This window comes from Streptomyces sp. NPDC002671, assembly GCF_053592475.1.
In genome coordinates this window covers 106,460-129,316 of record NZ_JBSFVU010000015.1, presented here as the reverse complement: position 1 = coordinate 129,316, position 22,857 = coordinate 106,460, and the positions used below count along the sequence as shown (strand labels likewise).

The 22,857-nt window shown below is 69.4% G+C and carries 20 protein-coding genes and 2 pseudogenes; 12 read left to right on the top strand and 10 right to left on the bottom strand.

What is annotated here, in order from left to right:
- Positions 1–59 precede the first annotated feature (59 nt).
- The 3 genes from ACWD35_RS23875 to ACWD35_RS23865 all read left to right on the top strand — a co-directional run bounded on the left by ACWD35_RS23875 (position 60) and on the right by ACWD35_RS23865 (position 4,139).
- Positions 60–908, top strand: a complete 849-nt coding sequence (locus ACWD35_RS23875; protein WP_451353305.1) for a helix-turn-helix transcriptional regulator — start codon at positions 60–62, stop codon at positions 906–908.
- A gap of 407 nt (positions 909–1,315) precedes the next feature.
- On the top strand, positions 1,316–2,650 hold the full coding sequence (locus ACWD35_RS23870; RefSeq protein ID WP_451353304.1) for a S28 family serine protease: 1,335 nt from the start codon (positions 1,316–1,318) through the stop codon (positions 2,648–2,650).
- Positions 2,651–2,885: 235 nt separating this feature from the next.
- Entirely contained in the window at positions 2,886–4,139 is a 1,254-nt protein-coding gene (locus tag ACWD35_RS23865; RefSeq protein WP_451353303.1) for a cytochrome P450 family protein, read from the top strand.
- 563 nt (positions 4,140–4,702) lie between these two features.
- On the opposite strand, the gene ACWD35_RS23860 is transcribed toward ACWD35_RS23865, so the two are convergent.
- The 3 genes from ACWD35_RS23860 to ACWD35_RS23850 all read right to left on the bottom strand — a co-directional run bounded on the left by ACWD35_RS23860 (position 4,703) and on the right by ACWD35_RS23850 (position 7,512).
- Positions 4,703–5,605, bottom strand: coding sequence for an aminoglycoside phosphotransferase family protein (locus ACWD35_RS23860; protein WP_451353374.1), 903 nt, complete (start codon positions 5,603–5,605; stop codon positions 4,703–4,705).
- A gap of 380 nt (positions 5,606–5,985) precedes the next feature.
- The gene (locus tag ACWD35_RS23855; protein WP_451353302.1) at positions 5,986–6,282 is read right to left on the bottom strand and encodes a hypothetical protein; all 297 of its coding nucleotides are present in this window, start codon (positions 6,280–6,282) and stop codon (positions 5,986–5,988) included.
- Between the two features lie 198 nt (positions 6,283–6,480).
- Positions 6,481–7,512, bottom strand: coding sequence for a saccharopine dehydrogenase family protein (locus ACWD35_RS23850; protein WP_451353301.1), 1,032 nt, complete (start codon positions 7,510–7,512; stop codon positions 6,481–6,483).
- Between the two features lie 103 nt (positions 7,513–7,615).
- On the opposite strand from ACWD35_RS23850, the gene ACWD35_RS23845 reads away from it, so the two are divergent.
- Positions 7,616–8,560: a helix-turn-helix domain-containing protein gene (locus ACWD35_RS23845; RefSeq protein ID WP_451353300.1), complete on the top strand. Its 945-nt coding sequence runs from the start codon at positions 7,616–7,618 to the stop codon at positions 8,558–8,560.
- Between the two features lie 46 nt (positions 8,561–8,606).
- Here ACWD35_RS23845 and ACWD35_RS23840 read toward each other — a convergent pair whose 3' ends face one another.
- Both ACWD35_RS23840 and ACWD35_RS23835 read right to left on the bottom strand, forming a co-directional pair.
- A complete protein-coding gene (locus tag ACWD35_RS23840) occupies positions 8,607–8,876 on the bottom strand; it encodes a transposase (protein WP_451353299.1) in 270 nt (89 codons plus the stop codon).
- Positions 8,873–9,724 carry a putative RNA methyltransferase gene (locus tag ACWD35_RS23835; protein ID WP_451353298.1) on the bottom strand — a complete coding sequence of 284 codons (852 nt, stop codon included), beginning with the start codon at positions 9,722–9,724 and terminating at the stop codon, positions 8,873–8,875. The genes ACWD35_RS23840 and ACWD35_RS23835 overlap by 4 nt, the downstream gene beginning before the upstream one ends.
- Positions 9,725–9,926: 202 nt before the next feature.
- Between ACWD35_RS23835 and ACWD35_RS23830 the strand changes: the two are divergent.
- Positions 9,927–10,487, top strand: a pseudogene (locus tag ACWD35_RS23830) (transposase); the annotation flags it as partial.
- A gap of 269 nt (positions 10,488–10,756) precedes the next feature.
- On the opposite strand, the gene ACWD35_RS23825 reads toward ACWD35_RS23830, so the two are convergent.
- Complete coding sequence (locus tag ACWD35_RS23825; protein WP_451353297.1) at positions 10,757–11,611, bottom strand: DUF817 domain-containing protein; 855 nt, start codon at positions 11,609–11,611, stop codon at positions 10,757–10,759.
- Between the two features lie 351 nt (positions 11,612–11,962).
- On the opposite strand from ACWD35_RS23825, the gene ACWD35_RS23820 reads away from it, so the two are divergent.
- The 6 genes from ACWD35_RS23820 to ACWD35_RS23795 all read left to right on the top strand — a co-directional run bounded on the left by ACWD35_RS23820 (position 11,963) and on the right by ACWD35_RS23795 (position 17,485).
- Positions 11,963–12,280, top strand: a complete 318-nt coding sequence (locus tag ACWD35_RS23820) for a hypothetical protein (protein WP_451353296.1) — start codon at positions 11,963–11,965, stop codon at positions 12,278–12,280.
- On the top strand, positions 12,226–13,233 hold the full coding sequence (locus ACWD35_RS23815; protein WP_451353295.1) for an NADP-dependent oxidoreductase: 1,008 nt from the start codon (positions 12,226–12,228) through the stop codon (positions 13,231–13,233). The genes ACWD35_RS23820 and ACWD35_RS23815 overlap by 55 nt, the downstream gene beginning before the upstream one ends.
- Positions 13,230–14,036: an SDR family oxidoreductase gene (locus ACWD35_RS23810; protein ID WP_451353294.1), complete on the top strand. Its 807-nt coding sequence runs from the start codon at positions 13,230–13,232 to the stop codon at positions 14,034–14,036. The genes ACWD35_RS23815 and ACWD35_RS23810 overlap by 4 nt, the downstream gene beginning before the upstream one ends.
- Before the next feature lie 422 nt (positions 14,037–14,458).
- Positions 14,459–16,459 carry a nitrate- and nitrite sensing domain-containing protein gene (locus ACWD35_RS23805; RefSeq protein ID WP_451353293.1) on the top strand — a complete coding sequence of 667 codons (2,001 nt, stop codon included), beginning with the start codon at positions 14,459–14,461 and terminating at the stop codon, positions 16,457–16,459.
- Positions 16,456–16,875 carry a roadblock/LC7 domain-containing protein gene (locus ACWD35_RS23800; RefSeq protein WP_451353292.1) on the top strand — a complete coding sequence of 140 codons (420 nt, stop codon included), beginning with the start codon at positions 16,456–16,458 and terminating at the stop codon, positions 16,873–16,875. Before ACWD35_RS23805 ends, ACWD35_RS23800 begins: the two co-directional genes overlap by 4 nt.
- A gap of 313 nt (positions 16,876–17,188) precedes the next feature.
- A complete protein-coding gene (locus tag ACWD35_RS23795; protein WP_451353291.1) occupies positions 17,189–17,485 on the top strand; it encodes a hypothetical protein in 297 nt (98 codons plus the stop codon).
- Positions 17,486–17,573: 88 nt separating this feature from the next.
- Here ACWD35_RS23795 and ACWD35_RS23790 read toward each other — a convergent pair whose 3' ends face one another.
- The 3 genes from ACWD35_RS23790 to ACWD35_RS23780 form a co-directional block, all read right to left on the bottom strand.
- Positions 17,574–18,113 (bottom strand): AAA family ATPase, encoded by a 540-nt coding sequence (locus tag ACWD35_RS23790; protein WP_451353290.1) that lies wholly within the window; start codon positions 18,111–18,113, stop codon positions 17,574–17,576.
- Between the two features lie 65 nt (positions 18,114–18,178).
- Complete coding sequence (locus ACWD35_RS23785) at positions 18,179–19,300, bottom strand: IS630 family transposase (RefSeq protein ID WP_451353289.1); 1,122 nt, start codon at positions 19,298–19,300, stop codon at positions 18,179–18,181.
- Positions 19,301–19,504: 204 nt separating this feature from the next.
- A complete protein-coding gene (locus ACWD35_RS23780) occupies positions 19,505–21,634 on the bottom strand; it encodes a SpoIIE family protein phosphatase (RefSeq protein WP_451353288.1) in 2,130 nt (709 codons plus the stop codon).
- 337 nt (positions 21,635–21,971) lie between these two features.
- On the opposite strand from ACWD35_RS23780, the pseudogene ACWD35_RS23775 reads away from it, so the two are divergent.
- Positions 21,972–22,229: pseudogene (locus ACWD35_RS23775) on the top strand (TfuA-like protein); the annotation flags it as partial.
- Positions 22,230–22,464: 235 nt separating this feature from the next.
- On the opposite strand, the gene ACWD35_RS23770 reads toward ACWD35_RS23775, so the two are convergent.
- Positions 22,465–22,692, bottom strand: a complete 228-nt coding sequence (locus ACWD35_RS23770; RefSeq protein ID WP_451353380.1) for a hypothetical protein — start codon at positions 22,690–22,692, stop codon at positions 22,465–22,467.
- Positions 22,693–22,857: the final 165 nt, after the last annotated feature.

The following is a 22,857-nucleotide window of genomic DNA, read 5'->3' as shown; positions in this document are numbered from 1 at the left end:
ACTTCCTGGTATTGGCAGGGCCACCTTCACACGGGCACCACCGAGGCGATACTGGGGGCATGGACGATCTTGCGGGCTTCCTGCGGACCCGGCGTTCCCGGATCGACCCGGCGGCCGTCGGCATCTCCACCGACAGCCGTCGTCGGGTCGAAGGCCTGCGCCGCGAAGAGGTCGCGCACCTGTCGGGAGTCAGCGTCGACTACTACGTACGCCTGGAGCAGGGCCGCGCGACCCAGCCCTCCGAGCAGGTCCTCGACGCGCTCGCCCGCGTCCTCGGCCTCGACGAGACTGAACGCGGGCACCTCTACCGGCTCGCCCGGCAGCGCCGCCGCCGCGCGAAGGCGCCGGGCGGGCGGGTCCGGCCGGAGCTGCTGCGCGTCCTCGACCTGGTCACCGACGCACCCGCGCTGATCATGGACCACCGTCTGGACGTGCTCGCCGGGAACCGCCTCGCCGGGCTCCTCTACGGCCGGCCGATGCCGGGCCTGAACACCGCCCGGCACATCTTCCTTGAGGAGACCGAGCGCGGCCTTTACGCGGACTGGGAGAAATGCACCCTCGACGTGGTCGGGCACCTGCGCCTGGCCGCGGGCAAATACCCCGAGGACCCTCGCCTGGCCTCGCTCATCGGCGAGCTGGCGATGGGCAGCGAGCGCTTCCGCCGCCTCTGGGCCCGCGCGGACGTGCGCGCCCGCACACATGGATGCAAGGCGTACCGGCACCCGCTGGTCGGACTGCTGGAACTGCACCAGGAGAACTTCGCGCTACCTGACGAATCAGGCATGGAGCTGCTGGTGCTGTCCGCGGCCCCCGACAGCCCCGCCGAGGACGGGCTGCGCTTGCTCGCGGGCCTGGGCGCGGACAGCAGTGACGCGCAGCCCACAGTGAACGCTCAGGTCCGCGAGTAACTCAACGACGCCCACGACGAGGGCTTCTTCGAACTGGCGGTCGACGCGGCGCTGTTCCAGTGCGGCGGCCTGACCGCGAAGCGGCACGGTGAGGGAGACCTGGCTGACCGGGCCGGTGCCCAGGGCGGTTCGTCCGATGTGTTGGCAGTCGGGAGCCACCCCACCTGTCACTCCCCGCGCGCGCTGCGTCTGGGCGACCGACCGCTCCAACTGCTGTGCGCCGTCCAGGACATCGACCTGGCCGCCAAGGGTTTGCAGGGAATCCAGACTGTCGGTCGCGCCGGTATCGCACGTCGCCACGATGTCCGGTGTCTGGTGAACCACCCGCAGAAGGTGGTGACTTGGGGCACGTGGTGAGGCAAGGTCAGCAGGACCCCCCGCGCTGTCCAGAGATACCGGAGGCCAGAGTGCGTACCCGCACCGTCCCGACCCTGCTGCTGTCCGCCGCCCTCACCGCGGGCGTCCTCGTCACGACCGCGGCCCCCGCCATCGCCGCGGAAACGGCCGTCACCGCCGAGGCGTCCTTCGCGGACCAACTGCGCGCGATACCCGGCGTGACCCTCACCGGCGTCACCGACAAGGGCGGCTACCCGCTCTACTCGCTCACCATCACCCAGCCGATCGACCACAGCAAGCCCGAACTCGGTACCTTCGGGCAGCGCTTCACCCTCTGGCACAAGTCGGTCACCAAGCCGGTCGTCTTCTACACCGGTGGCTACGGTCTCTCCAGCTCCACCCGTGAGCCCACCGCGATTGTCGACGCCAACCAGCTCAGCGTCGAGCACCGCTTCTTCGGCCCCTCCCGGCCGGCCGACGTCGACTGGTCGAAGATGACCGTCTGGCAGGAGGCGAGCGACGAGCACGCCATCGTCGAGGCGATCCGCCCGCTGTACGACAAGAGCTCCAAGTGGCTCGGCACCGGTGGCAGCAAGGGCGGTATGACGCAGACGTACCACCGCCGCTACTACCCCGAGGACCTCGACGCGGTCATCGCCTACGTCGCTCCCGACGATGCCAACAACCATGACGACAACGGCTACGAGCGGTTCTTCGAGACCGTTGGCACGAAGGAGTGCCGTGACGCGCTGAACGCGGTCCAGCGCGCGATGCTCGAACGCCGCGACACCCTGCTTCCCAAGTTCGAGGCGACGGCGAAGGAGAAGGGCTACACCTTCACCAACACCCTCGGCACCACCGATCGTGCCTACGAGTTCGCCGTCCTGGACCAGGTCTGGAACTTCTGGCAGTCCGGCACCGCCGCCGACTGCCCGACCGTCCCGGACGCCGAGACCGTGTCCGACGACGACCTCTACACCTGGGCGCTCGGCCACGGCCTGTCCATCTACGAGGACAGCTCACTCGGCGCCAACGGCTCCGGCCCCTACTACCGACAGGCCGCCGCTCAGCTGGGCTGGGCCGACCTGAAGTTCAAGCACCTCAAGGGCGTCCGCCACTACCCGGACATCTACCAGCCCAACTCGGTGCTGCCTGCCGACATGCGCACCGACTACAACGGCAAGGCCGTCTCCGACGTCGACAAGTGGGTGCGCAGCGACTCCGAGCGCATGATGTTCGTATACGGGCAGAACGACCCATGGAGCGCCGAGCAGTTCGAGCCAAGCTCCCACGACTCGTACAAGTACATCGTTCCCGGTTCCAACCACGGCGCCCGTATCTCCTCTCTGCCCGCCGACCAGCGGGACGAGGCCACCGCCACGATCAAGCGCTGGGCCGGACAGTGAGAGTCCGCCCGGTGGACGGCTGACATGTGAACGGGCCCGTCCGGCGTCGCCGGACGGGCCCGCCACTCCCCGGTCGTGACCACAGCTGTTCAGCTCTGTCAGGTCCTCCTTTCGGCGTAAGTCACAGAGCCGTCATACTGGGATATATGCACTCAAAGACTGCTGAATCCGCCACGCAGTCCGTGGCGAACCCAGACGTTCTGTGCAGCACTTCGACGTACTCCGGGAGACGACGATGAGCGAGCAGCCGCTCCTCCTGCCCTATGCCGATCCGGCCTTCGTGACCAACCCGTTCCCGTTCTATCGACAGCTGTGCGAGGAGGGCCCGGTGCGGCGCGCGGTCATCGTCGGCGGCCTGGAGGCCTGGCTGGTCACGCGCTATGAGGACGGCCTCGCCGCGCTCAGCGACCCGCGCCTGAGCAGCGATGTCCGCGACGCGTCGGACCCCCGGCTCCTGGAACAGCTGCCGGTGACGGAGCGCGAGTCCATGCTGCGCAACATGCTCCGGGCGAACCTGCCCGACCACACCCGCCTGCGTCGCCTGGTCTCGAAGGCGTTCACCGCGCGCCGGGTGGCCGAACTGCGGCCCCGTGTCCAGGCCATCACCGACGGGCTGCTCGACGCGATCGTGCAGGCCGGCCGCGCGGACCTCGTCGCCGACTTCGCGCTGCCGCTTCCGGTCACGGTGATCAGCGAGCTGCTCGGGGTGCCCACGATGGACCGGTACGACTTTCAGCGGTGGACCGACGACATGATCCTCCGGGGACCCGAGCCGCCGGACCCGACCGTGGTCGACGGTGCCTGGCAGCAGATGCGCGCGTACCTGATCAAGCTTCTGGAAGCCAAACGGGCCAACGCCGGAGACGACCTGCTCAGCGCTTTGATCATCGCTCGGGACGAGGAGCAGCGGCTGGACGAGGACGAGCTGATCGCCATGGCGTTCCTGTTGCTGGTGGCCGGATACATCACCACGGTCAACCTGATCAGCGGCGGCATCGCCGCACTGCTCGCTCACCCCGACCAGCTTCAGCTGCTGCGGGACGATCCGGCGCTGCTGCCGGACGCGATCGAGGAGTTCCTACGCTACGACGGACCGGTCAACCCCGGTATCGCCCGCTTCGCGCGCGAGAACCTCGAGATCGCAGGCGTGAGGATCCCGCGCGGCGCCACCGTGCTGGTGGCCTCCGCCATCGCCGACCGGGATCCGGCGCGGTTCCCGGACCCCGATCGTCTGGACATCACCCGTCGGGACAACGCCCACCTCGCGTTCGGGCACGGAATTCACTACTGCCTGGGCGCCCCGCTGGCCCGGCTGGAGGGCCAGGTCGCCATCGGGAGTGCCCTGCGCCGCCTTCCCGGTCTGGCCCTGGCCGTGCCGCCGGGCGAGCTGCAGTGGAGGCCGAGCGGCCTGCGCGGCCCCGAGCGCCTGCCCGTCACATTCACGCCCGGGTTCATGCCCGACGGCACCGGCCCGGCCGTTCCGGCTTGATCCGGACAGGGTCCCTTCGGCGGGCTGCCGTCGCTGGTGCGGGTGGACGACCTTCCCGCCTGCACGCCGTACCGCAAGCGCACGGTGGAGGCTCTGAACGACGCGGTGGAGGAGATGCTGCTGGTCTCCTTGCCCGGATACAGGCGCCGGGCCTGGCCGACCGGAGCACGCCATCCCGATCCCGTCGATGCGCGGGCCTCAAGGACGACAGCACGCCCCGGCAGGCGCGGGAAGCAGACCCGACCCCCCTGGACGGCGAGATGGAGGTGTTCGACGCAACCGACCCGGCCCGGCACCTGGGAAAGGCCTGCCTCGCCCAGACCGCGACGCTCCAGCAGCGCCGGGCTCTCAGTTCGGTCAGGGAGAAGAAGGCCCGTGCGCGGATCGCGGGCAAGCGGCAGCCCGAGAGGCGGGCACCACGTCGCCCCGGTTTCGGCCAGCCCGTTCCACCATCGACGGTGAACGCCGGGGTTGAGATGCCAGAGGACCGCCTTAAGGGCATCACGAGCAGGCGGAGGTCTGTTCGTCTCCGCGGGGAGAACATCGTGAGCGATGCTCCGTGTCTACATCAGACCGCCTCTCAGGACACGATCGAGCGCTGCCCGGCCTGCGGGTCCCCATGTCGGCTTGCCGCCAGGAAGGCCCCGATCTCCGTTCTGGCCCATAAGCATGAGGAACAGGCTTTTCAGAGCAGCCAGCCCGCGAGCGCGCCGGATCGTCGCCTCGTCCGCATGCGCGTACACGTCGAAGAAGCGTGAGGCGGCGCCCGCGGGAAGGACCACCCATGCGGCCGAGAGGTCCCACGCCGGATCGCCGGCGAACATGTCACCGAAGTCGATCACACCCGAGAGCGTCCCGTCCGAGGCGACGACATTTGCGGGATGAAGGTCACCGTGCACCCATACCGGCGGGCCCTCCCACTCGGGGGCCGCTACGGCATCTTCCCAGACGGCCCGGACCTCGTCGGCAATACTGCCGGGTGCAACGGCTTGAAAGAAGTGGTCGAAGCCGTCCGTGCACTTCTTGGGGTGAGCGCCGCGGTCGGAACTGGTCGGCGCCTCGGCGGGCGCCTCCACATGGAGCGCCCTGAGGAAGCCCGCCAGAGTGTCGGCCGCGTGGTCGCCGCGGCTGATCGAGGTGTAGTCCAGTGGCTCGCCGGGAACCCACGTCATAATGGTCCAGGGCTTCGGGAAGCGCGCGGACGGTTCACCGATCCGCACAGGGTTCGGGACCGGGAGCGGCAGGCGCGGGGCCAGGACGGGCAGCCATCGGCACTCCTTGCGCTGGAGATCCGGGGCACGTTCTGTACGCGGCATGCGCACGGCCAACTCGTCCCCAAGGCGCCACTGTTGATTGTCCCATCCGCCCGCTACTTCGCGGATGGCCAGCCCTGCAAGGTCCGGATGCTGCTCCTGCAACAGGTCGTGGACCAGATCTGCGGTGATCTCGATCTCGGCGTCGGTCATGCGAAGCCACAGTACTGGGGCAGGCGGAGCGGCGGGGTCGTCAGCGTTGCAGAAGTCGTCGAACAGCACGTTGAGCCCGTAGTCCAGGTCCTCAAACTCCTCCGGCTGCAGCCACACGTCGTGTCGCCACGAGGGACTCGCCAGAGCGAAAACCGCCGCCACAACATGCAATCGAAAGGCGAGGAACCACAGACCTGCCCTGCCCGATTCCCCGCCTCGCAGCGCGATGCCCGCCGCGGAGCGGATCTCGGCCAGGTCAGGCAATCCCCGAACGTCATGACCGGGCTCTGCCGCTTTGTCCGCGTCTCAACACGCAGGCGGGTTGGTCTGGCCATGAGGGCTGGCCGGCCCGTCGGCGCTGGCAAGGGAGAGGGAGTGTCTCAGTCGACGATGACGGCCATCTTGCCCATCGCCGCACCTGCTTCCAATGGAACGTCAGAGAGCGGAATATCGGGGCTGCCCACGACGAAGGTGCTGCCGAAGAAACTGAGTTGTACGCCGGTGGGGAGATCGGTGATCGGGTTGAAGTCGCGTACTGGCTCGAAGCCCTCGGGCACCGCCGCCAGTTCGGCCCATCCCAGTGACGAGTTCACCGCGACCACGTTGGTGGCCGGTACGGTGACCAGCTCGGCGTAGCTGCCGTTTCGGGTGCGGCCCATGCCGCCGACAACCGTCACCGCCATCCCCCAGCCGACCGGCCGACCCTTCCGCAGGCCGGGCAAGCCGTTCGGAGCGCGCCGCCTATCACACAGCAACGCCGCGCGCCCCTGACAGCGATGGACCGGCCCGAGGACGGCCGCCCCCTAGCGGGCCGGTCTTGGGGGGATGGGCCCGGTCATCGGTGTGCAAGGCGCACCGTGCGGGCGGGCCGCCCGTTACGGGCGCAGTTCCAGGGTGATGTGCGGGGCCAGTGCGTTCAGGAAGTCGGGTGCGTCGAAGATCTCGCCGGCGGAGGCCACGCCGGCCGTCCTGGTCTGCCCGGTGAGGATGCGGTCGACCGCTTCCACCGCGAGCGGTGCGGTGACGGCGTAGATGTCCTGGCCGCGGGCTGCGGCACGCCGTTCGGTGTCGCCGGAGCGCACGACGACGTCGACGAGGAAGGTCTGTGCGGACCGCCCGTGCTCGTCGACCGCGGTGGGAGTGGGCGCGTCCGGGGCTACCACGCCGCTGGCCGCCTCGGTGGTCATGTAGGTGCGCACGTCGGGGATGGACAGGTGGCTGGGGATCGTCACGACGTCGGCCATCGTGAACTCGCCGATGACTGCCCGGGCGCCCATCGGCTCCGGGAAGGGCCACTTCAGGGTGGGCAGGTCGTCGTTGTGGTACTCCAGCTGCCCGTTCGCGAAGCGGACCCGGCGGCCACCACGCCGCTCGACGGAGACCTTGCCCGCGGCGCGCGTCCCCTCCGTTGGCTCCCAGCTGTTCAGACCGTACGCGATGTGCGCCTCGTCGGCCTCGGTCCAGTCGCCCATCGCGGCGGTGGCCAGCAGGTCGCCGAGGCCGCCGTAGAAGGCCATCGCGGGGACGATCACTGTGCCCGCGTCGCGGGCACGGTCCGTGAAGTGCGCGAAGGTGTCGGCGTTGGCCTCGATCTCGGCCGCCACATCGACGTATGGGATCCCGGCACGCAGGGCTGCTTCGATCACGGGGGCGGCCGTCGTGGCGAAGGGCCCCGCACAGTTGATGACGGCTGCCACGCCGTCCAGCGCGCGGTCGAGCGAGACCGGGTCGTCGACCGACGCAGGACGGACATCGAGTCCGGGGTACTTGTCCGCCAGCGCCTTCAGCTTGTGGACGTCGCGCCCGGCCAGGACCGGGACGAATCCGCGCTCCTGGAGGTGTGCCACAACGAACCGGCCGGTGTGCCCGTATGCGCCGTACACCGTCACCGTCTGCCCCGCTGCCATGACTTCTCTCCTGTGCTCCGAACCGATCAACTGCAAGCATCCTGGCATTGTTGAACCATCAACCGTGAGTGTCTGGAACGACATGCCCCGTACACTTTCGGACATGAGAGCAGTCGCGCTGGCCATCACCGACGGGATGCTGCACTTCGAACTGTCCGTGGCCCACGAGGTCTTCGGCTCCGCCCCGGCCGCGGTCACCGTTCCCTGGTACGACCTCACGGTCTGCGGGCCGGACATCGTGCCCTTCGGCCGGTTCCACCTGGAGCCCGACCACGGCCTCGACCACCTGCAGAGCGCCGACACCGTGATCGTCCCCGGCTGGGCCGACGTCGACGTGAACCCGCCCGCCGAACTGGTCGACGCGGTGCGCGCGGCCCACGACGCTGGCGCACGCGTGGCCTCCCTGTGCACAGGTGCGTTCGTCCTGGCCGAAGCCGGCCTGCTGGACGGGAAGCGCGCCACCACCCACTGGGCCCACACCGACGTCCTGGCCGCCCGCTACCCCGAGGTGGAGGTTGACCCGGACGTGCTCTACGTGGACAACGGGAGCGTGCTCACCTCCGCCGGCAAGGCCGCCGCGCTGGACCTGTGCCTGCACCTGGTCCGCCTCGACCACGGCTCGTCGATCGCCAACGCCGTCGCCCGCCGCCTGGTCGTCCCACCGCACCGGTCCGGCGGCCAGGCCCAGTTCGTCACCGCCCCGGTGCCCGCCCAGGACGAGCACCCGCTCACCGCCCTGTTCCCGTGGATCATCGAGCGGCTCGACCAACCGCTGACCGTGGAGGACCTGGCCCGCCAGGCCCGGATGAGCTCACGCCACCTGGGCCGCCACTTCCGCGCGGCAACCGGTACCACTCCTCTGCAATGGCTGCTGGCCCAGCGGATCCGCCACGCCCAGGAACTGCTGGAGAAGTCCGACGACAGCATCGACACCATCGCAGCGGCCACCGGCATGGGCACCGCCACGACACTGCGCCGCCACTTCAACCGCACCCTCGGCGTCCCGCCGGACACCTACCGCCGCACCTTCCGCTCACGAACCCACTAGGCGCTGTCCGGTCTGTCCGGTCGATCTTGTGGTCTTGCGGCGAGTGTCAGGCGCTGTCGAGCAGCTCGTGCTTGGCACTCTGGAAGTTCGCCAGGGCCTGCGGCACGTTGTCGAAGTAGTCGTTCCAGAAGCTGGGGCGTTGCCTTCTTACCGAACTGGGCCGGGGTGATGTGCGGTACCGGTAGATGATCCCGTCGATGATGCGCCGGCGGTCGGCGAACGGACGCCCTTTCTTACCGACGTTGCGGGGAAGAAAGGGCGCCAGGCGTGCCCACTGCTCGTCGGTCAGCAGGGGCAGGCGCCCGCTCGTAATCACCGAGGCTTGTAGGCGGTGGCCAGCACAGAGACAGTGACCAGGTTGGGCAGGTGGCCGTCATCGCTCAGGTCTGCACGGCTCAAGTGGCGTGCGCTCGGTGTCATCCCCACCAAGTCCAGGGCCTCCAGCCCGACCAGAGCCATCGGGTATTCCACCTGTTCCGTAACGACGGCCTCGAAGTAGGGAGCCAGTGCCTGCTGTAGGCGCTGTTCCTTGGCCGGGTCGATGGTGACCATCGCAGGCACCCGGCCGCGCAGCTCGGCCAGGTGCCGCCCAGTAGGACGGACCACGATCAGCCGGCCAGCCGGGCGGAGCACTCGGCAGAACTCGGCTGGATTGCGCGGGGCGAACACGTCCAACACCACATCCGCCACCTCGTCAGCCAGCGGGAAGGGACGGAAGACATCCCAGGTCGCCGCAGCGGCTCGTTCATGGGCTCGCGCTGCCGAGCGCAGCGCGCGCACCGACGTGTCCAGGCCCAGACCGCGGGCGCCGGGCAGCTGGTCGAGGACGCCGGCCAGGTAGTAGCCCGTGCCGCACCCGACGTCCACGACCGTGCCCCGCTCAGGCACGGAATCGGCCGCCAGGCGGGCCACGGCTTGGCGGATGGGCGCGTACCTGCCGGTGGCCAGGAAGCGGTCCCGAGCCTGGACCATGGCCGCGTCGTCGCCGCTCGTGGCGCGGGTGCCCGTCAGGAGGCTGACGTAGCCGTGGCGGGCGATATCGAAGGTATGGCCCGCGGGACAGCACAGGGCGCCGCGGTCGGGGTACAGGCGGCGCGTGCGGCACGTCGGGCAGCGCAGCAGGTCGAGGGACAGTTCGAGGGCAGAGGGAAGCAACACGGGCACGAGGCGCTCCTGGCAAGGCTGAAGGGAAGAGACCGTGCCTGCACGTGCACGCAGAAGGTCACTGCCTCAGGGAGGAACGGGCAGTGCCAGGAATGTGGTTCATGCCGCAGGCACACCAAGGAGGGCGACGTCGTCCGACATCGCCCTCAACGCCTTCCGATCACAGGAAGCAGCAGTGCGGGGTGCTCATGAATGCCACGCCATGAGTTTACGAGCCTCGACGAAGCCTTCATATCCGCCGAAGTTGAGAGACACGGCACGGGATGCGTTCGCGGAAGTGGCATGCTTCCGGGGGAAGTTGTACGCGTGTCTGACCGCGCGTGGCGACGCGCGTCGCGGGCATGGGGCTCTCTACGGCGGCCTCAACCAGGGACGGGTCAACGTTGCCCTGCCATGACCGGGCCTTTTGCCACACGTTCGGCCGGGGCGAGGGCAGACAGCAGATGGTCCTGGGCTGGCCCTACTCCATCGTGGCCGCGCTCGAGATCGGCCGCACGTCCTGGCCGTGCTGGACGCCGGTTATGACGCACCCCGCATCGCTCACCTGCTGGGCGATCTGCCGGTCGAGATCCTCGGTCGCCTGCGCTCCGACCGCGTCATGCGGCGGCCGACACCGCCACGGGTCTACGACCCCAGGGGCGGCCGACCGCCCAAGCACGGCCTGGCTCGACCACGGTGGACCGCTGCCCATCATCGGGGCACCGTCATCCGCCTGGTCGTGGAGCGGCTGCCCCGTTCGCAGCTCGGAGGCGGCCGACCGGTGGACGTGGCTGGTGATCGCGTATCAACCAACCGCGGATGCGAAGGCCTGGCGGGACTCCGGCCCGGCCGAGCAGAGCACTGCCTGGGTGTGACCGCGCTCGGCGACGGCGCCTACATCAGCACCGGCCTGATCGTCCCGCACCAGGGCGAGGAAGAAGACACTGCCGCCCACCGCAAGGTCCGTGCTTGCACAACCTCGCCATGGCAGGGTGAAGCAGCAGGCCAGCAGTCACCCAGACATGCCCGCCACCAGGCCTTCTGCAACACCCTTTAGGTTCTGTCTCTTTGGTCAGCGTCGTGCCCAGATGAGGATGGCCTCGAGGTGGAGTGCGGTCTGGTAGGCGATGGCGTCCGCGACCGGCCCAGTGCCGCGAGCACGAACGTGACGCTGATGAGCAGGGCCCAGGCGCCGAACTTGCCGACGCCGACGGGCTGCCAGCCGTGCAGTTGGTACGGGTAGCGCCAGGCGCCCACATAGGTGGCGAGGTTCTCCGCCACCCACAGGAAGAACCCGATCAGGACGAACGACAGCGCCAGCGGCATGCTCCGCCGTACCCCGCGCACCGTGAAGCGTACGGAGGTGCCCGCGGTGACGGCCACGAGGAGGGCCGCGAGGAGCCAGCGGACGTCGGGCAGCCAGTGGTGGCTGAAGAAGTTGACGTAGACGCCGGCAGCCACCAGTGCCGTCGCCCGTGGCCGGTAGCGGCACAGTTCCAGTTCGAACAGATGCCAGGCTCGGCAGATGTAGCTGCCCACGGCCGCGTAGAGGAAACCCCCGTAGAGGGGAACGCCCGCGAACTTCAGCACGGCTGGTTCCGGGTAGCTCCACGAGCCCTGCGACACCTTCACCAGCTCGAACGCGAGGCCGATGACGTGGCAGGCGCTGATGACAGCGACGTCCCGTCCGCTCTCCCAGCCGCGCCGCCAGAACAGCAGCGTGAGCAGCACGCCGTAGCCGACGAGCAGGTCGTAGCGGGCCACCGGTAACCGTGGCAGCAGTGTCGACGCCGCCACTCCGGACAGCAGGGCGATGGCGAAGGCGCAGGCCCGGGTCTGGGTCCAGGTGAAGTCGAGCAGCTGGCCGATCAGGGACGCCGGGGGGCCGGCCGGTTTTGTACTGAGCATGGTGAGTAGAGGGACGGTGCGCGGCCCCCTTCCGGTTGCCGCGGACACCCACTGACTCGCGCGCCCGCCACGGTGTTGAGGCGGCCCGGAAGAGAGCGACGGCGCTTGTTACTCGGACGCTGGCAGCGTCGGCTCTGAAACGCGGGGATCCGGCTTGATGGATCCCTCGCCGTCGACTCTCTCAAGGCCGATGACGCAGGGGCGCGCTCGCGCATCTACCAGCAGAACAGCATCCCCACCTGCTGCCCTCACCGGAACAGCGAACGCAACCCTCAAGAGCGCCGTATGAAGCCAAGAAGGCCGTCATCTCCGGCACTGGGTGCGTCTTCCCGCAGGCGTCCAACGTGCTCCATGAAGGAAGTCGCGCAGCGCATCAAGGACGCCCAGGCCAGTGGGCTGCCCGGCGTCTACGGCAGCCGCACCGTCCTCACTCACCTCTGCGGCGACGGGCAGATCCAGGACAACCGCGACAAGGCATGCCTGCGCCGCCTGCGCCGCCCAACGCCCCGGACCCTAGACCCCTGGACCACGGATGACGTGTGGGGAATATCACGCCCACAGGCCTACCTACTGGTCGGTATGGTCACGGGCAGCCGCGAACGACAGGAGGCGCGATGTCCGCGACCAACCGCCAGATCCGTCTGGCAGCCCGCCCCGTGGGCGAAGTGAAACCCGAAGACTGGGAGCACCACAGCGAATCCCTCGAGGAACCGGGCCCGGGCCGGTTCACGGGCCGGACGCGCGTCATCTCCCTGGATCCGGCCATGCGGGGCTGGCTGGACGACCGCCCCTCCTACCTGCCGCCGGTGGGCATCGGGGAGGTGATGCGCGCCGGGTCGGTCATCGAGGTCACCGCATCCAACCACCCCGGCTTTCAACCGGGTGATCACGTGGTCGGCACGTTCGGCGTCCAGGAGTACGTGGTCTCCGACGGCCGGGGCGCGATGAAGATCGACACCTCGCTCGCCCCGCCCTCGACGTATCTGGGAGCGCTGGGTATGCCCGGCATGACCGCCTACTTCGGCCTGCTGGACGTCGGGGCGCTGAAGGACGGCGAGACCGTCGTGGTGTCCGGGGCCGCCGGCGCGGTCGGCACCATCGCGGGTCAGATCGCGAAGGCCAAGGGCTGCCGGGTCGTGGGCATCGCCGGAGGGCCGGAGAAGTGCGCGCTGCTCACCGACGAACTCGGATTCGACGCGGCGATCGACTACCGGGCCGACGACGTCAAGAAGGCGCTGCGCGAGCACGCCCCCGACGGCATAGACGTCTACTTCGACAACGTCGGAGGGGACATCCTCGACACCGCGCTGACCCGGCTGGCGATGCACGCGCGCGTCGTGGTCTGCGGTGCGATCAGCCAGTACAACAACACCACCCCGGTCAAGGGCCCCTCGAACTACCTCTCGCTGCTGGTGCGCCGCGCCAGGATGGAGGGCTTCGTCGTCTTCGACTACGCCAAGCGCTACACGGAGGCGGCGCAGGAGATATCCGCCTGGATCGGCGCCGGCCACATCAAGGTCAAGGAACACGTGGTGAGGGGCACCGTGGACGACTTCCCCGAGACGTTGCAAATGCTCTTCCGCGGCGAGAACGTCGGCAAGCTCGTGCTGGAGCTGGCATGACCGCCGCCGAGAGCGGGGCCGCCGCCGTGCGGGAAGAGCAGAGAGACGGTGCTGCGCTGCAGGGAAAGGTGGCGATCGTTACCGGCGCTGCCAGCGGGCTGGGCCGGGCCACGGCGGTGGCACTGGCGAGGGCGGGGGCGCGCGTGGTCGTCGCGGACCTCGACGCGCGGGGCGGCCGGGAAGTGGCCGACATGGTCGGCGGCCATTTCCGCGCCTGCGACGTGTCCGACTTCGACGCCAACCGTGCGCTGGTCGAGTTCACCCAGGAGCAGTACGGCGGCGTCGACATCGCGCTCCTCAACGCGGGGGTGGTGACCGGATGCGGCGTCGGCGAGGACTTCTCCGCGGCGCGCTACCGCCGGGCGATGGGGGTCAACCTCGACGGCGTGGTCTTCGGCACCCACGCCGTGCTGCCCGCGCTGCGGGCTCGCGGCGGAGGATCGATCGTGGCGACCGCGTCACTTGCGGGCCTGGCGGCGGTGCCGCTCGATCCGCTGTACGCGGCCAACAAGCATGCGGTCGTGGGACTCGCACGCTCCCTGGGTCCGGCTCTCGCGCCGGAGAACGTGCACTTCAACGCGGTCTGCCCAGGGTTCACGGAGTCGCGGATCATCGACCACCTGCGCGGCATGCTCTCCGAGCAGGGTCTGCCGGTCATCCCGGCCGAGGCCGTCGCGGACACGGTGCTGCGGATCCTCACCGGTGACGGCACCGGGGAGTGCTGGTTCATCCAGGCCGGCCGCGAACCCGAGCCGTTCCGCTTTCGCCGCGTTCCCGGCCCGGGCAAGCCCGTCGGCGTCTGAGACTCCTCCGGGGTGGGTCCTGAGAACGACCGGGCCCACCCCACCGCCGTGAGGAACCGGCTCGAACGGATGGGGTGCTGGACGAAACGGAATCCCTGCGGGCCACCTACAACGTGCTGGGTGCCGGGTCACCGAGGACTTCAGCGCCCCCGGCAGCTCCTGCCGCCGCTGTTCGTAAGAGGCGAGCATCGCTGTCACAGTCTCTTGGCCCGCGGTGTGAGGGGGTCGCAACTGAACTTCCCACGCGGCCTAACAGGTCGGAAACCGGCCGCTACGGTGGTCGGACTAGCTTCGTGACTATGAGGGTGTGGACGCCACTACAGTCGGCGCTCGGCAGGCTTGGCACAGTCGGCAAGGGCGGTTCAGGCCCGGACAGTTCGGGGCGCCGCCGCCGTGGCCGAGCGTCTCCCGGCCGTCGGCCGATGCCTGGCTGGCGCAGCATCAGGGGCCGGGTGGCGGTGGTCATCACGGTCCCGATCTGCCTGCTGCTGGCAGTGGCCGGTCTCGTTGTGCACGGCCGCGCCGAGGCCCTCAAAGACGCCCGGGCGACCCGAGCCGAGGTCGGCCTCAGCTTGCGGATCCAGGCCCTGGTACACCAACTGCAACGCGAACGGGGCCTGACCAACGGTCTGTTGGGAGGCGAGGAGGATTTCCGCCCACCGCTCGCCGCTACGCGCAAGCGCGTTGACACGGCGCTGCGCGGAATGCGCCGTGAAAGCACCGTCGAGGTTGTCATCCACCGGCACTTGCAGCGCCTTGGCGACATCCGGTCCGCTGCCGACTCGGACACCGCAGACCGGGCCGCGACCCTGACGTTCTACACCACCGCCGTCGACGCCCTCGACGCCGTCGACCCGGTGGCGGAGACCGCGACTGGCACCGACCGCCAACTGCGTGACGGACTGGGGGCGTTGCGGGAACTGGCTGCGGCGAAGGAGTCGGCCGCGCTCGAACGCGGACTTCTCAATGGCGTGTTCGCCGCCGGCGGCTTTCACGGCCGCGAGTACCTCACGTTCACCGAGGTGCGTGCCACGCGTGTCGCCGACCTCGCCCGCTTCCGGCAGGTCGCCACCTCCTCCCAGCGTGCGGCCTTGAAGAACGCCTTCGGCACCGAGGACGCCGAACGCGCGACCGCCTACGAGAACCAGGCGGAAGGCGCCACCGACGGCTCCACGCCGCGCGCCGATGCCAGTGCCTGGTGGGATGCGATGACCGTACTCGTCGACGATCTGTACGCCGTCCAGCAGTCGGTCGGTGACGACATACGGGACCGGGCCGACCGGCTCAGCCACGACGCCGAGGTGGGCCTCGCCGCTCTCGGCGCAGGAATGCTCATGGCCGCCCTCGTCGCGGGCCTCGCCGCTTTTGCCTCCCGTTCCCTCACGCGTCCGCTCGGCGCGCTCGCCGAGGCCGCCCACGACGTGGCGCGGCACCGACTGCCCGCAACGGTCGCCCGTATCCAGCAGTCCCCGCAGGACCATGCGGAGCTCCTCCTGCCGGCGGACGTCCCGGACAACCCCGATTCACAACCGCTGGGCGGCGCGGCGGAGATCGCCGAGGTCGCCGCGTCCCTGCACCAGGTGGAACGCACCGCCCTCCACCTGGCTGCCCAGCAGGCCGCCCTGCGCCGCAACACCACCGAATCACTCGCCAATCTCGGCCGCCGCAACCAGAACCTCTTACGTCGTCAGCTCAGCCTCATCACCCGCCTGGAACGGCAGGAACTCGACCCGGACGCCCTCGCCGAGCTCTTCGAGCTCGACCACCTCGCCACCCGTATGCGGCGCAACGCCGAGAGCCTTCTGGTCCTGACCGCGCAGAATCCGCCGCAGCCCACGGCAGCACCCGCCGACGGCCTGGAAGTCGTCCAGTCCGCCGTTGCCGAGGTCGAGCAGTACCGGCGGGTGCTGATCGCGGCAGTGGAGCCGGTGCGGGTGCGCGGGCACGCCGTCGCCGATATCGCTCACCTCCTTGCCGAACTCATCGAGAACGGGCTGACTTTCTCGCCACCGACCGAACCGGTCGAGGTGCACGGCTGGTACGACACCGAGGACGACACGTACTGCTTCGCCGTCGTCGACCACGGCATCGGCATGTCCGAAGCCGACAAGGAACGTGCCCACGCCCGCTTCTCCGACGCCGGCGAAGAAGCCTTCCTCGCCGCGCCCACGCGGTTCCTCGGCCACCTCGTCGTCGGCCGACTCGCCCGCCGCCTCGGTGAAGGCGCCCAAGTCCACCTCTTCGACACCACCGGCGGCGGCCTGTCCGCACTCCTTGCCCTCCCCGGGCGCCTGCTTGCCCCCGTGGAGGGCCTCTCCGCCTCACCCCCGCCCGCCCGGCCCGCTGTCTCCACCCTGCTCAACGGCTTCAGAGCAGGTGTCGCCCGCGCCGAGGCCCGAAACACACAAGGAGCGTCATCGTGACCAGCGCCGTTCAGAGTTTCGGCTGGCTCATCTCGGAGTTCGTACGCACCGCCGACGGCGTCACCGATGCCGTCGCCGTCTCCTCCGACGGCCTGCTCATGGCCGCCTCGGACACCCTCGGCCGAGAACGCGCCGACCATCTCGCCGCCGTCGTCTCCGGCATCACCAGCCTCGCCCAGAACGCGGCGACGGCACACGGCTTCCGCGGCATGAAGCTCGTCATGATCGAGATGCTCGGGGGCTTCCTCATGGTGGGTCGCATCCGCGACGGCAGCTGCCTCGGCGTCCTGGCCGCAGAGGGGTGCGACGTCGGTCTGGTCGGCTACGAAATGGCCGTCCTCGCCGACCGCGCCGGAGAACTGCTCACCCCGCAGTTGGTACGCGAACTCCACTCCGCCCCCCTGGCCGCGAGGTAGACACCGCGCACTCCGGCTGCCTGTCTCTCAGAACCCTGCCGATGCCGCCGAGCAGCAGGCCGGCGAGCGGCCCGCCGACGGCGACTGTGAACGCCGTCCGTGACGTCGCCGCCGGTCCATCCGGGTCATTCCACCGTGCGCCCACAGCATCACGTCCCGCACGGTCATCGCGTCCTGCAGGCGGTCAGCGCATGCGTCACCAAAGGGATCCCCGGCAGCACAGGGATCGCCACGCGGGCGGAAGCGGTGCTGTGCACCTACGGTGGTCTGAGAAGCGGTGGCAGGTGGAACCAGCGTTGCCGAGGAGGCTGCGATGGAGGAGCACTTCGTCTGGGTGACGACGCGTCGCCTTCAGCCGGACACTCTGGAGGAGTTCGAGCGGGCATGGCGCCCCGCCCCCTACCCGCAAGGGCTGCGACGTGCCTTCGCGTACTGGTCCGAGGACGGCCAGGAGATCACCGGGGTGTCGTTCTGGGATTCCAAGACGGCATGCGACTCCTATCGGGCCTCCGAGCCGGAGGCTCAGCGCCGTGCCCAAATGGCCTCGTATGTCGTCGAGGAGCGGGAAGCCTTCTACCGCGGCCGTGAACTCACCCTTCCCCGGCCCTAGTGCTCTGGCCACATAGGTTCACCGGTTCGGGGGTCGTGGTGGTTGGACTGCCGCTGAGCGACCACGCGGCGCGCAGGCGTGATCCGAGTTATCGGGTGGCCTCTGTCAGCCCCTGAACTGCGTCGATCACGCTGACCACCACCTCAGTCACCGGCTGGGATGCATCGATGATCGTCGCGCCACGGCTTTCGTAGATCGCGCGCATCCGAGGATTCCACTTCAGGGCCGCTGCGAGCTCTTCGGGATGTTGACCGAATGTGTTCGTAGTGCGGGTCGCGAGCCGGTGGCGGAGGGTGTCATCGTCGATCACCAGGCACACGACGAGGTCGAAAAGATCACGGACGTCTGCCTCGTTCTCCGCCGACCCACACAAGAACGCGATTCGGAAACGAGACTCCTCGGCGAGGGTCTCAACGCGCTCACGGACGATCGCCCACCCGTATCGGTCGAGCCAGCCCCCAGGAACCGGATACGGAGGATCCACCACAACCTCGCCCTTGGCTCGGTCGATCCAGCGACTGAAGCCGTCCTCGTCGGCGTCGAGCGCAACGTAACCACGCGCTCGCAACACCCCGCAGACCGTGGACTTACCAGTCCCTGAATTGCCCGTCACCCACACCAATGTCACGCCGCCAGCGTAGACATGACCACCCCGGGATAGTGCTGTGACCGCGCAGGTTCGCGGGGTTGCGGTCAGGCTGCGGCCTTGAGAGGGCGTCCGCCCCAGCGGATGCCTTTCTCGCTTCGGATCCGGGCGCGTTCCTTGCGCTCGGCGGCCAGGACGTCGCGGTGACGGGCGTTGGCGTTGCGCCACCGCAGGTAGGCGTGCAGGGCTCGCGTCTGCACGGTGTGGTTGGGGTGGTTGGAGTTGGCGATGGTGAACTGCCTCAGCGGCCCGAAGTGCGCCTCGATCGGATTGGCCCACGAGGCGTAGGTCGGGGTGAAGCACAACTCGACCTTGTTCTTCGCCGCCCAGCGGCGGATGTCGGCGCCCTTGTGGGCGGACAAGTTGTCCAGGATCACGTAGACCGGAGCGCCGTCGGGACGGGCGGCGCGGATCGACTTCAGCGCGGCCAGCGTGTTCCCGGCGCCCTTCTTGCGCCGGTTGACGCCCCACAGGCGGTCGTCGCCGACCGAGTAGCAGCCGTGGAAGTAGCGCACCCCGTGGGTGCGGTGGTAGGTGGCCGGCAGCCGGTCGGGATGCTTCTGCTCGGCCCAGCCCGAGCCGTGGGTGGGGCGGATGCCGAGGGGGCCGAACTCGTCGAAGGCGAAAACCCTGTCCGGGAAGCGGTCCAGCACCTCCTCGATCCGGTCCAGCTTCGCCTCGCGGGCTGGGTCGGGGGATTCCTTCCAGGTCTTGGTGCGCTGGAAGGTGACACCGCGACGGGCCAGCAGGCTGCGTAAGGTTTCGCGGCCGATGCGAATGATCCGGCCGTGGACTTTGCGCAGGTAGGCGACGAGCTTGCGCAGAGACCAGCGGGTGAAGGGCTGGCCCAGCTTGGTGGGGCGGGTGGTGGCCGTCGCCACGACGAAGTCCTCGTCGTCAGGGCTGAGTCTGCGGGGACGGCCTCCCGCCCACTTAGGGTCCAGGCAGACCAGGCCGATCTCGTTGAACCGGTGGATCACATCGCGGACGGTGTCCTCGTCGGCCTGCACCAGCTGGGCGATCACCGGAACACGGTTCCCGCCGGCCGACGCCAGCAGCATCATCGCGCGCCGGTAGCGCACCGAGTTGGTGCTGCCCCGACGCACGATCTGCTGCAGTTTCTGCCCCTCCTGGTCGGCCAGTCTGCGCACACGGACAGGCTCGGCCACCGCACCTCCAGCGGTCGGATCGGACGTCACCGCACATCCAACCGCCACGACCTCCGACCCGGTGAACCTATGTGGCCAGAGCACTAGCCATGGGTGAGCGAGGTCGGCCCTGTGCCGTTGCGGATGTGGTGCCCGTCGCTCACACAGAGCTGCGGCGTGAGGCGACAGCGAGAACCTGGCCCCGGCCCGCGCCCCACCTTTACCTCACCCGGCCACCGTCGTTGAAGCTGTGCTCGGCTGAGATGTAAAGGGGCCTGCGCGGGCGATGAGCAGGGCGACGTCGTCGTGGTTGTCAGGGCGCCGGAGCCCGTCAAGGAGTCGGTCGCAGGTTTCCTCCAAGGCGCAGTCGGGCGCGTCGAGGAGACGGAGGAGGCTGTCGAGGCGTCTGTCGATGGAGTGGTGGCGGGTCTCGACCAGTCCGTCGGTGCAGAGAACCAGCTGGTCGCCGCGGCCGAAGACCACAGTGGTCGTTTCGAACGGGACACCGCCGACTCCGAGTGGGACGCCGCTGGGCAGGTCGAGGAGTCGAGGGTGCTCGCCGCAGCGGACGAGGACGGGCGGCAGGTGCCCGGCGTTGGCGATGCGGCACACGCCGCGGTGGGGATCGTAGACGGCGTACACGCAGGTGGCGATGTACCGCTCCAGCCTGGAGGTGATCGAGTCGAGCTGTTCGAGGATTCGTGCGGGGTCGAGGTTGAGGTCGGCGAAGGCGGCTGTGGCGGTGCGCAGGCGTCCCATGGCGGCGGCGGCATCTATACCGCTGCCCATGACGTCACCCACGACGAGCGCCGTCCGGTCGCCGCCGAGCGGAAGCACGTCGTACCAGTCGCCGCCGATCTCGTAGGCCGCCTGCGCAGGCCGGTACCGGCAGGCGACCTGCAGGCCGGGCAGGTCGGGCGGGGCGGTCGGGAGCAGGCTGCGTTGCAGGGTCTCGGCCGCGTTGCGCACGCTCTGGTGCGCGCGGGCGTTGTCGATGCATACCGCGGCGCGGGAGGCCAGCTCGGCGGCGATGGCGAGGTCGTCCTCGTCGAAGGGCCGCGGATCCCGGGCGCGGGTCAGCCCCACGAAGCCGAGGACAGTGCCTCGGGCGGTGAGGGGGACGGCCATGTAGGAGTGCACCCCGGCACGGGCGAGCAGCAGGGCCGCGTGCTCGTCGCGGGCGATGCGTGACAGGTCGTTCCCGTCGGCGTGGGGGATCAGGATGGGCCGGCCGGTGCGCACGCACCGGGTGGCCAGACGGTCGGCGTCGTAGGCGGCGACCCGGCCGGGCGGATCGGCGGCCTTCACCGCTTCGGTGGGGTAGGCGGCTTTCACCGCGAGGGCGCGGAAGAGCGCGGGGCCGCGGTCGGAGGCGGGACGATGTTCGTCGAGGACGGAGTCGAGCACGTCGACGGCGACCACGTCGGCGAACTCGGGAACGGTGACCTCCGCCAGCTCCCGGGCCGTCTCGTCGACCTCCAGGGTGGTGCCGATGCGGGCGGAGCCGTCGGCGATCAGTGCCAGGCGCCGCCGCGTCTGGCTGGCCTGCATGGCCGACCGGTAACGGTCAGTGACGTCCAGCACCAGTTCGGCCACTCCCAGAACCTGCCCCCGGGTGTCCTCCAACCGGTACACCGAGATCGACCAGGCATGCGGGTGCTCCGGATCAGCCGCGATGCGACCCAGGACAGTGGACTGGTCCACCAGGGAGATCCCGGTCTCCAGGACGTGCCGCATCGCGGCCTCGGGCACCTCGAATCTCGCGTCCCTCATGATCTCGCGGTAGTGACGGCCGAGGTGGTCTTGTGCGGGAATGCCGTGGATGCGCTCGAGAGCGGGGTTGACGGCCACGTACCGAAGCGCGGTGTCGAAAATCGCGATCCCGATGGGGGACTGGGAGATCAGCCGCGTGGAGAATGCGACATCGCGCTCCACCTGGCGCAATCGGAGCGAGTCGGTACCGAGCCCGAGGGCGAAGAAGTCACCGTGGTCGTCCAGCAGCCGCATGTTGCGCAACTCCACCAGCCGCGTGCCGCCATCCTTGCACCGGACAGGAAACGTGCCGCCCCAGCTCTGGCCGGTCTCCATGACCTCGGCGAACTTGTTGATCACCCACTCCCATTGCTCTTCGCGAACGAGCAGCTGTGCGACGTACTGCCCGAGCGCCTCCTCGGCGGAGTAGCCGTACAGCTCTTCGGCCTGTGGACTCCACAGAACGATGCGCCCCTCGGCGTCCAGCAGCACCGCCGCGACACCGAGGAGGTCCATCAGCCCGCTCGGCTGTGAAGGCTCGCCTGCCGGCCGGCGGATATCCGCCCAGCCGTCGTCCGCGGAAGACCATCCGGCTTTGCTCATCGCTGGGCACCCCTTCCGCCGGCCGACGCCACACATAGTCGTCCGCCGGCCTGGGAGCCGCGCCTGTCTGCATCTGCAGGCGCGCTTCGACTTCCATGGTCCCCCTGGACCACCGGACAAACAGACCTGGTCCATCGCACTGTCGCGGGCCACTACCGAGGCCGCCCAGGCCCGGCTTCTGGCGGCCGTGATCGCCGCTCGCGCTGGCAGCCGCCCCGCTGGCCGTCGATCTGTCCTTTGGCCGGTTCCAGCGGCGCGGCATGCACGTGGTCAAGGTGATCGCCCCCACGCTGCGGTACGAAGCCGTGTGCACCCGCCGGTCAGCCGTGGTCACCATATGGCGCTCGGCGCGGCCGAGGGCGACGTGGTGCTCATCATCGACGAGCTGTGGCACCAGAGTGCGCCGGTGCGGCACAAGGAGATCGAGCTGCTGCTCGGCGCCGGGAAGGTCTTCGAGGCCTTCCGCACCGGCCAGCTTGAGGCCGATGGCGAGGTCGCCGTTCTGCACACTCCCGAGGGCCAGCAGCTCACCGAGGCCCTGGTCAACCTGCGCCGCGCCATCGGTGGCGGGGCCTCCGCCCAGCAGGTCACCCAGGAGGAGGCCGCCGTGCAGAGAGCCGACCTGTGGCGTCGGCACCATCCGTACGATGTCAAGCGCGAGGACGCCGAGTACCAGCTTTACCACCTTGTGGCAGAGCTTGTACGCGCCCGCCGGGCAGAGCCCGGCCCCACAGCTGCCCCTCGGAGCGCTCATCTCGTACTCGCAGCTCTACGACCCGGCGTTCCCCCAGCGGTGGCGTACGCGGGTTCTGGCTCACCGACCAGGAGCTTCAGGCGCTGGTCGCCGCCGAACACCGGCAGTACAGCGTCCCCCGGCTCCCGGTGGACCGGCTTGCCCGGCACGTCGCCGCGCGTTGGGGCCTCGCCGATGCGGGCGCCCGGGAGTCCCCGTACAGGGCATCCACCTCGAACCATGACGTCAGGTTGTGCAGCAGCGCCTGGGCGTAGGCCGGCACCCCGTCGGCCGCGACCGCCCGCCAGTCCGGTGACTCGGCCACGGTGAACGGTTCGTAGGACCTGTTCGCGCGGGGCAGCCGGGAGACGGGAGAGCGGCCTGGAGCCCGGTTTCGATGATGTGAGTACAGTCGCCCAAAGGCCTTTCATCGGGATTCGTCAGACCCTCGCATCATCAGCGGGCTACTGTACGCACACGCCGCATTGCT